Annotated in this window: 11 protein-coding genes; 10 read left to right on the top strand and 1 reads right to left on the bottom strand. The window is 74.7% G+C overall.

Going from position 1 to position 13,872, the window contains the following annotated elements:
• Genes MLUT_RS22070 through crtX form a run of 7 tightly spaced genes read left to right on the top strand, consistent with a single transcriptional unit; the run spans nt 1 to nt 5,525 of the window.
• Entirely contained in the window at nt 1–897 is an 897-nt protein-coding gene (locus MLUT_RS22070; RefSeq protein WP_010079994.1) for a phytoene/squalene synthase family protein, read from the top strand.
• Complete coding sequence (gene crtI, locus MLUT_RS22065; RefSeq protein WP_010079995.1) at nt 894–2,594, top strand: phytoene desaturase family protein; 1,701 nt, start codon at nt 894–896, stop codon at nt 2,592–2,594. The genes MLUT_RS22070 and crtI overlap by 4 nt, the downstream gene beginning before the upstream one ends.
• Nucleotides 2,591–3,475, top strand: coding sequence for a prenyltransferase (locus MLUT_RS22060; protein ID WP_010079996.1), 885 nt, complete (start codon nt 2,591–2,593; stop codon nt 3,473–3,475). The genes crtI and MLUT_RS22060 overlap by 4 nt, the downstream gene beginning before the upstream one ends.
• Nucleotides 3,445–3,834 carry a C50 carotenoid gamma-cyclase subunit alpha CrtYg gene (gene crtYg / locus MLUT_RS22055; protein ID WP_010079997.1) on the top strand — a complete coding sequence of 130 codons (390 nt, stop codon included), beginning with the start codon at nt 3,445–3,447 and terminating at the stop codon, nt 3,832–3,834. The genes MLUT_RS22060 and crtYg overlap by 31 nt, the downstream gene beginning before the upstream one ends.
• On the top strand, nt 3,831–4,184 hold the full coding sequence (gene crtYh / locus MLUT_RS22050; protein ID WP_010079998.1) for a C50 carotenoid gamma-cyclase subunit beta CrtYh: 354 nt from the start codon (nt 3,831–3,833) through the stop codon (nt 4,182–4,184). The genes crtYg and crtYh overlap by 4 nt, the downstream gene beginning before the upstream one ends.
• A 1-nt stretch (nt 4,185) precedes the next feature.
• Nucleotides 4,186–4,737, top strand: a complete 552-nt coding sequence (locus MLUT_RS22045; RefSeq protein WP_163721625.1) for a DUF2238 domain-containing protein — start codon at nt 4,186–4,188, stop codon at nt 4,735–4,737.
• Nucleotides 4,716–5,525: a C50 carotenoid glucosyltransferase CrtX gene (gene crtX, locus MLUT_RS22040; protein WP_012751111.1), complete on the top strand. Its 810-nt coding sequence runs from the start codon at nt 4,716–4,718 to the stop codon at nt 5,523–5,525. The genes MLUT_RS22045 and crtX overlap by 22 nt, the downstream gene beginning before the upstream one ends.
• Here crtX and MLUT_RS22035 read toward each other — a convergent pair.
• A complete protein-coding gene (locus MLUT_RS22035) occupies nt 5,510–7,195 on the bottom strand; it encodes an SDR family oxidoreductase (protein WP_010080002.1) in 1,686 nt (561 codons plus the stop codon). The genes crtX and MLUT_RS22035 overlap by 16 nt on opposite strands.
• A 136-nt stretch (nt 7,196–7,331) precedes the next feature.
• Here MLUT_RS22035 and MLUT_RS22030 point away from each other — a divergent pair, with 136 nt between their 5' ends.
• The 3 genes from MLUT_RS22030 to MLUT_RS22020 all read left to right on the top strand — a co-directional run bounded on the left by MLUT_RS22030 (nt 7,332) and on the right by MLUT_RS22020 (nt 13,802).
• Nucleotides 7,332–10,763, top strand: a complete 3,432-nt coding sequence (locus MLUT_RS22030; protein ID WP_012751110.1) for a DEAD/DEAH box helicase — start codon at nt 7,332–7,334, stop codon at nt 10,761–10,763.
• Nucleotides 10,764–10,919: 156 nt separating this feature from the next.
• Nucleotides 10,920–12,104 (top strand): aminotransferase class I/II-fold pyridoxal phosphate-dependent enzyme, encoded by a 1,185-nt coding sequence (locus tag MLUT_RS22025; protein WP_010080005.1) that lies wholly within the window; start codon nt 10,920–10,922, stop codon nt 12,102–12,104.
• 216 nt (nt 12,105–12,320) lie between these two features.
• Nucleotides 12,321–13,802: an outer membrane protein assembly factor BamB family protein gene (locus MLUT_RS22020; RefSeq protein ID WP_010080006.1), complete on the top strand. Its 1,482-nt coding sequence runs from the start codon at nt 12,321–12,323 to the stop codon at nt 13,800–13,802.
• The last annotated feature ends 70 nt before the right edge of the window (nt 13,803–13,872 follow it).

Genomic DNA, 13,872 nt, shown 5'->3' with positions numbered 1-13,872 from the left:
ATGGCCGCGCCCACCCCGAGCCCTGCCGCGCTGTACACGCGGACGGCCCACACCGCAGCGGCCCAGGTGATCCGCCGCTACTCCACGTCCTTCTCCTGGGCCTGCCGCACCCTGCCCCGGCAGGCACGCCAGGACGTGGCCACGATCTACGCCATGGTCCGCGTCGCCGACGAGGTGGTCGACGGCGTCGCGGTGGCCGCCGGGCTCGACGAGGCCGGGGTCCGCGCCGCCCTGGACGACTACGAGCGGGCGTGTGAGGCCGCGATGGCGTCGGGCTTCGCCACCGACCCGGTCCTGCACGCCTTCGCCGACGTGGCCCGTCGCCACGGCATCACCCCGGAGCTGACCCGTCCCTTCTTCGCCTCCATGCGCGCGGACCTGGGGATCCGCGAGCACGGCGCCGAGTCCCTGGACGCCTACATCCACGGCTCGGCCGAGGTGGTGGGGCTGATGTGCCTGCAGGTCTTCCTCTCCCTCCCCGGCACGCGGGCCCGGACCCCGGGCCAGCGGCAGGAGCTGCGCGCGCAGGCCTCCCGGCTGGGGGCGGCGTTCCAGAAGGTCAACTTCCTCAGGGACCTGGCCGCGGACCACCACGAGCTGGGCCGCACCTACCTGCCCGGTGCCGCACCGGGCGTGCTCACCGAGGCCCGCAAGGCCGAGCTCGTGGCCGAGGTCCGCGCCGACCTCGACGCCGCCCTGCCCGGCATCCGTGTCCTGGACCCCGGGGCCGGGCGCGCCGTGGCCCTGGCGCACGGACTGTTCGCGGCCCTGGTGGACCGGATCGAGGCGACCCCGGCGGCCGAGCTGGCCCACCGCCGTGTCCGGGTGCCGGACCATCAGAAGGCCCGGATCGCCGCCCGCGTCCTGGCACGGGGCCGCCGGGGAGGCCGCCGATGAGCGCCCGGGACACCGCTCTCGGCCCGCGCACCGTGGTGGTGGGCGGCGGTTTCGCCGGACTGGCCACGGCGGGCCTGTTGGCCCGCGACGGGCACCGGGTGACGCTGCTGGAGCGCGGCGCCGTCCTGGGCGGCCGTGCCGGACGCTGGTCCGAGGCGGGGTTCACCTTCGATACCGGGCCCTCCTGGTACCTGATGCCCGAGGTGATCGACCGCTGGTTCCGCCTCATGGGGACCTCCGCCGCCGAACGGCTGGACCTGCGCCGTCTGGACCCCGGCTACCGGGTGTACTTCGAGGGGCACCTCCACGAGCCCCCCGTGGACGTGCGCACCGGCCACGCGGAGACGCTGTTCGAGTCCCTCGAGCCCGGCGCCGGGCGCCGGCTGCGGGCCTACCTCGACTCCGCGTCCCGGATCTACGGGCTCGCCAAGGAGCACTTCCTCTACACGGACTTCCGCCGGCCGGCCGCCCTGGCCCACCCGGACGTCCTGCGCGCCCTGCCGGCCCTCGGGCCCCAGCTGCTGGGGGGCCTGCGCTCCCACGTCGCGGCCCGCTTCCAGGACCCCCGGCTGCGCCAGATCCTGGGCTACCCGGCGGTCTTCCTCGGCACGTCCCCCGACCGTGCCCCCGCCATGTACCACCTGATGTCCCATCTGGACCTCGCCGACGGCGTGCAGTACCCCCTCGGCGGGTTCGCGGCCCTCGTGGACGCCATGGCGGAGGTCGTGCGCGAGGCCGGCGTGGAGATCCGCACCGGGGTCGAGGCGACCGCCGTGGAGGTCGCGGACCGTCCCGCCCCCGCCGGCCGCCTCGGACGCCTGGCCGCCCGCCTGCCCAGGCCGGGAGCAGCCCGCGGGGACGAGGGCCGACGTCGCCGCCCGGGCCGGGTGACCGGCGTCGCCTGGCGGTCCGACGACGGCGCCGCGGGACGCCTCGACGCCGATGTGGTGGTGGCCGCCGCGGACCTGCACCACGTGCAGACCCGTCTGCTGCCTCCCGGCCGGCGCGTCGCGGAGTCCACGTGGGACCGGCGCGACCCCGGCCCCTCCGGCGTGCTCGTGTGCGTGGGGGTGCGCGGATCCCTGCCCCAGCTGGCCCATCACACCCTGCTGTTCACGGCGGACTGGGAGGACAACTTCGGGCGCATCGAGCGGGGGGAGGACCTCGCCGCGGACACGTCGATCTACGTCTCGCGCACCTCCGCCACGGACCCGGGCGTGGCCCCGGAGGGCGACGAGAACCTCTTCATCCTCGTCCCGGCCCCCGCCGAGCCGGGGTGGGGGCGCGGCGGCATCCGGGTCCGTGACGGCCAGGGCTGGCGGGTGGACCGCGCCGGGGACGCCCAGGTGGAGGCCGTGGCGGACCGGGCCCTCGATCAGCTGGCCCGCTGGGCCGGGATCCCCGACCTGGCCGAGCGCATCGTGGTGCGGCGCACCTACGGGCCCGGTGACTTCGCCGCGGACGTGCACGCCTGGCGGGGTTCGCTGCTGGGCCCCGGGCACACGCTGGCGCAGTCGGCCATGTTCCGCCCCTCGGTGCGGGACGCGGACGTGGCCGGCCTGATGTACGCGGGCTCCTCGGTGCGCCCGGGAATCGGGGTGCCCATGTGCCTGATCTCCGCCGAAGTGGTCCGGGACGAACTGCGCCACGACGCGCGCAGGGCCCGGCCCGCGGGCCCCGGGGGGAGCGGCACATGATCCGCACCCTCTTCTGGGTGTCCCGGCCGGTCAGCTGGGTGAACACGGCCTACCCGTTCGCCGCCGCCGCGATCCTGACCGGGGGGCTGCCCGCGTGGCTGGTGGTCCTGGGCGTCGTGTTCTTCCTGGTGCCCTACAACCTGGCCATGTACGGCATCAATGACGTGTTCGACTTCGCCTCGGACCTGCGCAACCCCCGCAAGGGGGGTGTGGAGGGCTCCGTGCTGGGCGACCCCGCGGTGCGCCGCCGGGTGCTGGCGTGGTCGGTGCTGCTGCCCGTGCCGTTCGTGGCCGTGCTCGCGGGCTGGTCCGCCGTGCGGGGCGAGTGGGCCGCCGTGCTGGTGCTCGCGGTGAGCCTGTTCGCGGTGGTGGCGTACTCCTGGGCGGGGCTGCGGTTCAAGGAGCGGCCCTTCCTGGACGCCGCCACCTCCGCCACCCACTTCGTCTCCCCCGCGGTCTACGGCCTCGCGCTGGCCGGGGCGACCCCCACGCCCGCCCTGGCGGCGCTGCTGGGGGCGTTCTTCCTGTGGGGCATGGCCTCGCAGATGTTCGGGGCGGTGCAGGACGTGGTGCCGGACCGGGAGGGGGGCCTGGCCTCGGTGGCCACCGTGCTGGGCGCTCGGCGCACCGTCCTGCTCGCCGCCGGCCTGTACGCGGCGGCGGGCCTGCTGCTGCTGGCCACCGACCCGCCGGGCCCGCTCGCGGCGCTGCTGGCCGTGCCCTACGTGGTGAACACCCTGCGCTTCCGCCGCATCACGGACGCCACCTCGGGCGCGGCCCACCGCGGCTGGCAGCTGTTCCTTCCGCTGAACTACGTGACCGGCTTCCTCGTGACCCTGCTGCTGATCGGGTGGGCGCTGACCCGGGGGGCGGCGGCATGATCTACCTGCTGGCCCTGCTGGGTGTCATCGGCTGCATGCTGCTGGTGGACCGGCGCTTCGAGCTGTTCCTGTGGCATCGCCCGCTCCCGGCGCTGCTGGTGCTGGCCGCCGGGGTGGCCTACTTCTTCGCCTGGGACCTGTGGGGGATCGCCGAAGGCGTGTTCCTGCACCGGCAGTCGCCCTACATGACCGGGGTGATGCTCGCCCCCCAGCTGCCCCTGGAGGAGGGGTTCTTCCTGCTCTTCCTCAGCCAGATCACGATGGTGCTGTTCACCGGGGCGCTGCGCCTGCTGCGCGGCCGGCGAGGTGACGCCCGTGCCGCGACGGCGGCCGATCCGACCGACCGGGGGAGCCGGTGACCTTCCTCGACCTCGTCCTCGTCTTCGTGGGCTTCGCCCTGGCCGTGCTCGTGGGCGCCGCCCTCGTCGGCCGCGTGCGGGGCGAGCACCTGCGGGCCGTGGCGGCCACCCTGGTGGCCCTGTGGGCCCTCACGGCGGTCTTCGACAACGTGATGATCGCCGCGGGGCTCTTCGACTACGGCCATGAGCTGCTGGTGGGTGCCTACGTGGGCCAGGCGCCCGTGGAGGACTTCGCCTACCCGCTCGGCTCCGCCCTGCTGCTGCCGGCGCTCTGGCTGCTGCTGACGAGCCGTCGTGCCGATCGGCGCGGCCGTCGGCCGGGACGCCGCCCCCACCCGGACGATCGCTGACATGCTGCCGTTGATCCCCGCAGACCTGCTGCGCGCGCTCGGCCTGATCCTCGTCCCGGTCGCGGCGGTGCACGCCGGATGGCCGTCCGCGGCGGCGATGCTGCTCGTGTTCGGCTCCCAGTGGCTCACCCGCTGGCTCGCCCCGGGCGGCGCCCTGGACTGGGCCGCGCAGGCGGTCCTGCTGCTGGCCGGGTGGCTGAGCGTCATCGGCCTCTACCCGCGGGTGCCGTGGCTGGACCTGCTCGTGCACGCCGCCGCCTCCGCCGTGGTCGCCTGTCTGACGGCACTGGTGGTGGGGGCGTGGCTCCGGCGTCGGGGGACCGAGGCCGGGCAGGCCGTGGCGCTGCTCGGCCCGGGCCTGGCCGGGCTGGGGATCGCGGCCGCCGCCGTGGCCCTGGGCGTGGTGTGGGAGCTGGCCGAATGGTGGGGGCACACGGCGGTGACCCCGGAGATCGGCGTGGGCTACACGGACACCATCGGCGACCTCGCCGCCGATCTCGTCGGCGCCGGGGTCGGCGCCGCCCTCGCCGTGTGCCGGGGGCGCACCCGGTGACCCCGGCCCGCCCCACGGTCTCCGTGGTCGTCCCGGTGCTCGACGACGCCGAGCACCTGCGCGTGTGCCTCGCGCTGCTGGCCGCCCAGAGCCGGCCGGCGCTGGAGGTGGTGGTGGTGGACAACGGCTGCGTGGACGACTCGGCGGTGCTCGCCCGCGCCGCCGGCGCGCGGGTGGTGCGCGAGCCGCGCCGCGGGGTCCCGGCCGCGGCGGCCGCCGGCCTGGACGCCGCGGTCGGGGAGCTGCTGGTGCGCTGCGACGCCGACACGCGGATGCCCGCGGACTGGCTCGAACGGATCGTGGCCCGGTTCGACGCCGACCCCGGGCTCGACGCCCTCACCGGGCCGGGGACCTTCCACGACCAGCCCGGCCTCCGGGGACAGGTGCGGGCGGCGCTCTACACCGGCACGTACCGCTGGGGGGCGGGCGCCGCGGTGGCGGCCACCCCCGTCTGGGGCTCCAACTGCGCCCTGCGCGCCGAGGCGTGGCAGGCTGTGCGGACCCGCGTCCACCGCGAACGCGGGGACGTGCACGATGACCTGGACCTGTCCTTCCAGCTGGCCCTGGCCGGCCGCCGGATCCGGTTCGATCCGGACCTGCGGGTGGAGGTCGCCGGGCGCATCTTCCACTCCCTGCGCCAGCGGGTGCGGCAGGGCCGGATGGCGGTCACCACCCTGCAGGTCAACTGGGCCCGACTGTCCCCCGGGCGGCGTTGGCTGCGCCGGGCGGCCCGGGCACACCCCCGGTCCCGCTGGGGGCGTGGCCCCGACGGTCAGTCCCGGGACTGAGCGCCGTCGGCGTCGCGCGCTCGCCTGTCCAGCGGGTTGCGACGCAGGGGCAGCCGGTCCACCAGCGACCGCAGCAGGCCGCGGGTGCGGGGACGCTCGCCGCCCTCGTGCCGGCGTTGGGCCTCGGCCAGGATGTTCGCGGCCATCTCCGGGAACACCACGGCGTGGAAGGGCAGGATGGCGGTCCAGTAGGCGCGTCCGAGCAGGCCGTCCGGCATGAAGACCGCCCGCTGGCGGTAGACGGAGCCCCCGCCCTCCCGCGGCTCGGTGGCCAGCTGCAGCCAGGCCCGCCCGCCGGCCTTCATCTCCGCCCGCAGCGTCAGCCGCCGCCCCGGCTCCACGTCCTCCACCCGCCACCAGTCCACCACGTCGCCGCGTCGCAGGTGGTCCGGGTCCCGCCGGCCGCGGGTCAGGCCGGGCCCGCCGACCAGCTTGTCCATCAGCCCGCGGATCTTCCACAGCAGCGGGGTCGAATACCATCCGTTCGCGCCGCCCACCGACTCGATCACCGGCCACACCTCCTGCGCGGGCAGGTCGGACTCGCGCTCGCGCTCGTCCGTGTAGACCGTGGTGCCGGCCCACTCGGGATCCGAGGGCAGGGGGGCGGCCGGGCCCGCGGAGCTCTGGAGGTCCGCGTCGAAGGTGACGTCCAGGGGGCCCTCCTTCTCCCGCTTCAGCGCCAGCCGCACGGCGTCCATGTAGGAGGTCAGCCCGCCCGGCGGGTCCGGGATGAGGTCGCGGACCGAGCGGTCCTCCACGACCGCCTCCTCGGCGAGCGATGCGGCCAGGGGCAGGGCCACCGCGACCGGGATGGGGGTCACCATGCCGATCCAGAAGCCCGCCAGGGTCTTCAAGGGCAACGGGGTGGGGATCACGATGCGCCGGGACAGGCCGGCGGCCTTGGCATAGTCCACCAGCACACTCGCGAACGACTGGGGATGTCCGTTGCCGATCTGGGCCCTCAGCTGCACGGGCTCCGGGAGGGCGCAGGCCTGCAGCAGGTAGTACAGGACGTCGCGGATCGCCAGCGGCTCCACCCGGTTCTTCAGCCAGGACGGGCCGGGCATCACGGGCAGCCGCTCGGCGAGGTGGCGGATCATCTCGAACGAGGTGGAGCCCGAGCCGATGATCACCCCGGCCTCGAACGTCAGCGCCGGGGTCGCCGCCCGCTCGAGACGTTCGGCCACGAGCGCGCGGGAGCGCATGTGGTCGGACAGCTCCGCGACGGGGATCGTGTCCGGGTGCAGGCCGGAGAGATAGACGAGCTGGGCCACGCCGGCCGTGTCCGCGGCGGTGCCCACGATGTCCGCGATCCGCTGCTCCTGGGCCACGAAGTCGCCGCCCCCGCCCATGGAGTGCACGAGGTAGAGCACGGTGTGCACGTCCTGCATGGCGGCTTCGACGAGGTCCGCCTCGGTGAGGTCGAGCTCCACCGCCTCGATGCTGTCCGACCACGGCCGGTCCGCGAGGTCGGAGGGGTTGCGGGCGCCGGCCCGGACGTCGAAGCCGGCGGCGAGCAGCTCGGGGATGAGGCGCCCGCCCACGTACCCGGTGGCACCGGTGACGAGGACGCGACGGCCCCGGCCTTCCGGCAGGGACAAGCCGAGGGGGGAGGTGTGGGGCGCCGGCGTGGCACCGGCGGGGACGGGGGAGGGCTGTGTGGACGCCATGGGCGCACTCTAGGGTCCGGGGCGGGCCGGCCTGAAGGTCTCGGGTGTGCGGAGCCGGGGCCCGGGGGTCGGCACGCCCCCCCGGGTTGGCGCAGGCCGGAGCGGGTCCGGCACGGTCCGTGAAAGACTGCTCGCTATGGCCACTGCAGATTCCGGAGACGTCCTGCCGCACCTGCGCACCGAGGCCATCCGCGCCGTCGTCGGGCCCACCAGCGCGGACCGCGGCTTCGCCGTGGCCGCGTCGGGCGCCGTGGGGCGCCTGCGCTACGACGCCGCCACCGGCCGTCTGAGCGCCTCCGTCCAGGGCACCGCGCCCAGCCCCTACCGGGTGCAGGTGCAGCTGCAGGAGGCCTACGACGACGCCGCCGAGGACGGCGCCGGCGCCCTCATGGAGCCGGTGGGCGGGCGCTGCACGTGCCCGGTCGGGACGGACTGCAAGCACGTGGCCGCCGCGCTCTACCAGGTGGTCCGCCTCGACGCCGACCAGGCCCTCGACGACGCCCGCCGCAAGCTCGCCGAGATGGTCACCACGGCGGACGCGCTGCCCGCGCCCGCCGGACGGGGCCACGACGACGGCGGCCCGGCCGGCATCGACGCCCCGGCCGCGGACGGGGCGGCACCCCCACCCCCTGCCGGCCTGGACTGGCGACGGGTCATGGAGCCGCTGGCCGGACTCCACGGCCCGCGCCGGGTGGGCACGCCGCCCGCGCTGGCGATCGGCGTGGAGCTCGTGGCCGAGTCCTCCCGCAACGCGTTCCAGCAGTGGGGCCCGGCGACCGCCGGGGAGGAGCAGGTGCGCGAGGGCCGCCCGCTGTACGTGACCGTGCGCCCGCTCAAGCGCGGGGCCAAGGGGACGTGGATCAAGGGCGGGCTGACGTGGAAGGCGTTCCAGTTCCCGCGCGCCGAGTTCGCCCCCGCCCAGGAGCGGGCGATGCGCCTGATCTGGCGTCAGGTCCAGGCCGAGGACTCCTACCCGGGCGACGCCTGGTTCGGTCTGCACGTCTTCGACTCCCCGCGGATCTGGCAGCTGCTCGCGGAGGCCCGCGAGGTCGGGGTGGAGCTCGTGCCGCTGGGGCTGCTGACGGACGTGGTGCTGGAGGCGCCCGTCGCCGTCGGGCTGGACGTCACCCGCGCCCCCGACGGCGGTCTGGACGTGGCCCCGTCCCTGGACCCGGCCCCGCCCGGCCCCGGGCTGAGCGGTGTGCACGCCGTGGGAGGCATCGGCTTCTACCGCGTGGAGCTCACGGACGAGGAGGCCGTGCTCCACCTGATCCCCGCCGCACGCCCCGTCCCCGAGGCCGTGCAGCAGCTCGTGCTCGCCGGCGAGCCCGTGCGCGTGCCCGCCGCGGACCGCGAGGAGTTCCTCGGCCGGATCTACCCGCGGCTGCGTGGCGCCCTGCCCGTGACCAGCGGCGACGCCTCCGTGGAGCTGCCCGAGTTCGAGCCGCCCGTGCTGCGGCTGCGCGCCGACTTCCGACCCGGCCACGAGCTCGTGCTGCGCTGGTCCTGGCTCTACTTCGACCCGCCCCGCGAACTCGGCCTCGACGCCGGCGGCGACCCCCTGCGGGACACCCGGCACGAGGACGCGGTGCTGCGCGCCGTGGCCGAGCTCTGGCCGCGCGCCGGCCGTGCGGAGGAGCAGGTCCTCGAGGGCGTGGGCGCCGCCCGGTTCTCCGAGCAGGTGCTGCCGCTGCTGCAGCGCGCGGACCACGTGCGCGTGGACGTCACCGGCGACCGCCCCGACTACCGCGAGCTGAAGGCCGCCCCGCGCATCGAGGTCGGCACGAAGGCCACGCAGAACGACTGGTTCGACCTCGGCGTGCAGGTCTCCGTGGACGGGCACGTGCTGCCGTTCGTGGAGCTCTTCACCGCGCTCGTGCAGGGCAGGACCACGCTGATCCTCGCGGACGGCTCCTACCTGGGCCTCGACCACCCCGCCTTCGACCGGCTGCGCGCCCTGCTCTCCGAGGCCGCCACCCTGCAGGAGTGGACCCCGGAGCACACCCCCGTCTCACGGCACCAGGTCGGCTTCTGGGAGGACCTCAAGGAGCTCGCGGACGAGGTGGACGAGGACCCGGAGTGGACCGCCGCCGTCGGGCGTCTGGCCGCCGTCGAGCGCCTCCCCGAGGCCCCGCGCCCCGCCGGCCTGAAGGCCGACCTGCGCCCCTACCAGGAGGAGGGCCTGCGCTGGCTCGCGTTCCTGTGGGAGCAGGACCTCGGCGGGATCCTGGCCGACGACATGGGCCTGGGCAAGACCGTCCAGACCCTCGCGCTCTTCGCCCACGCACGCCAGGCCCGGCCCGAGCGGCCGCCGTTCCTCGTGGTCGCGCCGAGCTCCGTGGTGTCCGTGTGGGCGGCCGAGGCCGAGAAGTTCACCCCGGACCTCGACGTGCGCGTCCTGGACACCACCAGCCGCAAGCGCGGCACCGCCGTGGCGGACGAGGTGGCGGGGGCGGACGTGGTGGTCACCAGCTACACGCTCCTGAGGATCGACGCCGGCCAGTACGGCGGACTGGACTGGGGCGGGGTGGTCTTCGACGAGGCGCAGTTCCTGAAGAACCGCGCCGCGAAGGTGCACACGGTGGCCCGCGACCTGCGCGCCCCCTTCCGGCTGGCCATCACCGGCACGCCGATGGAGAACTCCCTCAGCGACCTGTGGGCGCTGCTGGGCGTCGTCGTGCCGGGCCTGTTCCCGAGCCACCGCCGGTTCCGCGAGACCTACGTGACCCCCATCGAGACCGGGGGGGACCCTGAGCGGATGGCGGCCCTGCGCCGCCGCGTGCGCCCGTTCATGCTGCGCCGCTCCAAGGAGCTCGTGGCGAAGGACCTGCCGTCCAAGCAGGAGCAGATCCTCCAGGTGGAGCTCGAGCCGGCCCACCGCAAGCTCTACGACCGCGTGCTCCAGCGCGAGCGCCGCAAGGTGTTGGGCCTGCTCGGGGACATGGACGGCAACCGGTTCACCATCTTCAAGTCGCTCACGCTGCTGCGGATGCTCGCGCTGGCGCCGCAGATCGTCGACGACCAGTACGCCTCCGTGCCCAGCTCGAAGCTCGAGCGGTTCCTCGACGACCTCACCGAGGTGATCGGCGAGGGGCACCGCGTGATCGTGTTCAGCCAGTTCACGAGCTTCCTGCGGGTGATCGCCGAGGAGCTGGACCACCTGGAGATCGAGCACGCGTACCTCGACGGCTCCACGCGCGGGCGCGCCGACGTGATCCGCGGCTTCCGCGAGGGCGAGGCGCCGGTGTTCCTGATCTCCCTGAAGGCGGGCGGCTTCGGCCTGACCCTCACCGAGGCGGACTACGTGTTCCTCATGGATCCCTGGTGGAACCCCGCCGCGGAGGCGCAGGCCGTGGACCGGGCGCACCGGATCGGGCAGGAGCGGACCGTGATGGTCTACCGGCTCGTGTCCGAGGGGACGATCGAGGAGAAGGTGCTCGAGCTGCAGTGGCGCAAGGCCGAGCTGTTCGGCGCGCTCATGGACGAGTCCGACGACTCCGGCGCCGGCGCCTTCACCGACTCCCTCACCGCCGAGGACATCCGGGAGATGCTCGGCGCCGAGGAGTGAGGGCCGCGCGAGGCGGGCCGGACGTTTTCGTTCGGGAAACGGCGGCGTGTCGAGACGTTTTCGTTCGGGAAACGGCGGCCCTCCCGCCCGTTTCGTCAACGAAAGTGGTCCCCGGGGCGCCGTTTCCCGAACGAAAGCGGGGGGTAGCCTCGGGCCATGCGTCGCCCGCCCCGTTCCAGCACCGCCGCCCCCGCCAGCACCGCCGCCCCAGCCCCTGCCCCCACCACCCCCACCTTCGTGCCGTCCGCCCGGTCGCAGGTGCCGCCGTTCACGGTGATGAGCATCCTTGGCCGGGTCGCCGCACTGCGTGCTGCCGGCCACGACGTCGTCAGCCTGTGCGCGGGGGAGCCGGGCGGGGGCGCCCCGCCCGCCGTCGCCGGCCACTACCGCCGCTGGTACGGGCTCGACGTGCGCCCCGAGCAGGTCGCGATCACCACCGGCTCCTCGGGGGCGTTCATGCTCGGCTTCCTCGCGGCGTTCTCCCCGGGGGAACGCGTGCTCCTGTCGCGCCCCGGTTACCCCGCGTACCGCAACATCCTCACGGCGCTCGGGGTGGAGGTGGTGGACGTGGACGTCGACGCCGGCACCCGCTACCAGCCCACGGTCGCCCACCTGGAGGCGGCGCTCGCGGAGGGCCCGGTCGCGGGGCTCGTGCTCGCCTCCCCGGCCAATCCCACGGGCACGATGGTCAGCGCCGACGAGCTCGCCGAGCTCGCCCGCTGGTGCGAGGAACGCGGTGTGCGGCTCGTCTCGGACGAGATCTACCACGGCATCGTGCACACGGACGGGCAGGGGCCCGGCGCCTGCGCATGGCGCACCTCCCGCACCGCGCTCGTGGTCAGCTCGTTCTCCAAGTACTGGGGCATGCCCGGCTGGCGGCTGGGCTGGATGCTCATGCCGGAGGACCTCGCCGGCGCGATCGACGGGCTCGCCGGCTCCGTGGCCCTGTGCCCGCCCGCGGCGGCGCAGCGCGCGGCGGTCGAGGCATTCGGCGAGGACGCCTACGCGTTCTGCGAGGAGCAGGCCGGCGGCTTCACGGCGACGCGCGGCGTCGTGCTGGCCGCCCTGCCCCGGCTCGGCTGGGCCGACGCCGCCCCCGCCGACGGCGCCTTCTACCTGTGGGCCCGCCTCGCCCCGGGCATGCTGGCGGAGTTCGGCAGCGCCGTCGGCTACTGCGCCGCCCTGCTGGAGGAGGCCGGCGTCGCGCTGACCCCCGGCGACGACTTCGACGCCGTCCACGGGCCCGAGTTCGTCCGCCTCTCCTTCGCAGCCGGCCCGGAAGCCGTCCACGAGGCGCTCGAGCGGATCGCCGCCTGGCACGCGGCGCGCGGCCTGGCCTGACGGGCCCCGCCGCGCGCCGCACCGGCCGGCGCCTCAGCCGCCCAGCCGGTAGTGGCGCTCGAGCGGCGTGCCGTTGACGGCCCGGTCGCCGCGTCGAGGGCGTCACGTGCCGGTTCCCGCGACGGGGCGGCACCCGCCGTCATCATATTGCGAAGCATCCGCATCAATCGTTATTGGGAATCAGTCGCATCTTCTCGCCCTCGTGAAAGGCTCCCCGTGTCCCACTCCGCCCCGCAGCGCCGTGCCGCGCGCGCCGCCACCTTCTCCGCCACCCTCGCCGCCGCGGCCATCGCCCTGACGGCGTGCGGCGGGGACGCCGCCCCGTCCGGCCCGACGTCGGCACCCGCCTCCGCCTCGGGCGGCTCCGAGTCGCCGGCGGGTGAGGCGACGGCGGCCTCCTCCGTCTCCGAGGAGGACCGCGTCGACCCGACCCAGACCACCGAGGTCTCCTCGGTGACGCCGCGCATCCTGCTCTCGCACGAGGACGGGCTCACGCTGCTCGACGCCGAGTCCGGTGAGGTGGTGAAGGAGCAGGACGTCACGGGCTTCACGCGGCTGAGCAACGCCGGCAACGGCAAGGACGTCCTGGTGACCACCGGGAACGGCTGGGAGGTGTTCTCCACCGGCATCCAGGCCAAGGCCCACGGCGATCACGTCCACAACTACGAGTCCGCGCCCGGCATGACCGGCGTGACGTTCCCGGGTGAGCATCCCGGCCACGTCGTCACCCACAACGGCAGGACCACCCTCTTCGCGGACGGCACGGGCGTGATCCGCACCTTCGACTCGACCCACCTGGACAAGGCGACCCCGGACCTCATGCCCGTCATGACGGAGTCCGAGACCGCGGACCCGCACCACGGCGTGGCGCTCGAGCTCTCCGACGGCACCCTCTTCACCACGGAGGGCACCGAGGACTCCCGGAACACGCTCCAGGTGATCGACCCGAAGACCGGCGAGGTCACGGCCGAGACCGACGACTGCCCCGGCAGTCACGGCGAGGCCGCGGCCCAGCCGACGGAGGCGGGCGACGTCGTCGTGATGGGCTGCGAGAACGGGCCCGTCGTGTACCGGGACGGCGAGTTCCACAAGGTGGACGTCGAGACCGAGTACCAGCGCTCCGGGAACCTGTTCGGGCTGCATGACTCGCCCATCGTCCTGGGGGATCACAAGGTCGAGGAGGAGCCGACGGAGGCCGTCGAGCGGCCCACGGGGATCGCCCTCATCGACACCCGCACCGATGAGCTCACCACCGTGGACCTCGGCTCGTCCTACTGGTTCCGCTCGCTCGGCCGCGCTGAGGACGGCTCCGCGGTCGTGCTGACCTACGACGGCGAGGTCACCGTGATCGACGAGGAGACCGGTGAGGTCACCGCCGAGCACCCCGTGATCCAGCCCTGGAAGGAGAAGGACGAGTGGCAGGAGCCCGGTCCGATCCTGAAGGTCGCCGGGAACACCGCCTACGTGACGGACGCGGAGAACCGGAGGCTCGTGGCCGTGGACCTGGAGACCGGTGAGAAGGTCCTCGAGAAGGAGCTGGACTTCGCGCCCGTCGAGATGGCCGTGGTCACCGGCGAGCCCGAGTCCGTGAAGCCCGAGGAGGGCGCGCACGGTGACGAGGACCACGACGACGACGGCCACGAGGGCCACGACCACGGCGCCGAGCCCTCGGAGGGCCACGAGGGGCACGACCATTGATCGTGTGACGAGACTCCGGCCGGGCGCCCTTCGTGGGGAGGGGTGCCCGGTCGGCGGCCGGGGGCGTCGT

This window comes from Micrococcus luteus NCTC 2665, from assembly GCF_000023205.1.
In the GTDB taxonomy this organism is placed as follows: Bacteria; Actinomycetota; Actinomycetes; order Actinomycetales; family Micrococcaceae; genus Micrococcus; species Micrococcus luteus.
This window is presented reverse-complemented; position numbering and strand designations above follow the sequence as displayed.

What these genes read in the sequence shown, in the direction of transcription:
- MLUT_RS22070 (WP_010079994.1), top strand. Translation starts at nt 1, where the DNA reads ATGGCCGCGCCCACCCCGAGCCCTGCCGCGCTGTACACGCGGACGGCC.
- crtI (WP_010079995.1), top strand. Translation starts at nt 894, where the DNA reads ATGAGCGCCCGGGACACCGCTCTCGGCCCGCGCACCGTGGTGGTGGGC.
- MLUT_RS22060 (WP_010079996.1), top strand. Translation starts at nt 2,591, where the DNA reads ATGATCCGCACCCTCTTCTGGGTGTCCCGGCCGGTCAGCTGGGTGAAC.
- MLUT_RS22045 (WP_163721625.1), top strand. Translation starts at nt 4,186, where the DNA reads ATGCTGCCGTTGATCCCCGCAGACCTGCTGCGCGCGCTCGGCCTGATC.
- MLUT_RS22035 (WP_010080002.1), bottom strand. Translation starts at nt 7,195, where the DNA reads ATGGCGTCCACACAGCCCTCCCCCGTCCCCGCCGGTGCCACGCCGGCG.
- MLUT_RS22030 (WP_012751110.1), top strand. Translation starts at nt 7,332, where the DNA reads ATGGCCACTGCAGATTCCGGAGACGTCCTGCCGCACCTGCGCACCGAG.
- MLUT_RS22025 (WP_010080005.1), top strand. Translation starts at nt 10,920, where the DNA reads ATGCGTCGCCCGCCCCGTTCCAGCACCGCCGCCCCCGCCAGCACCGCC.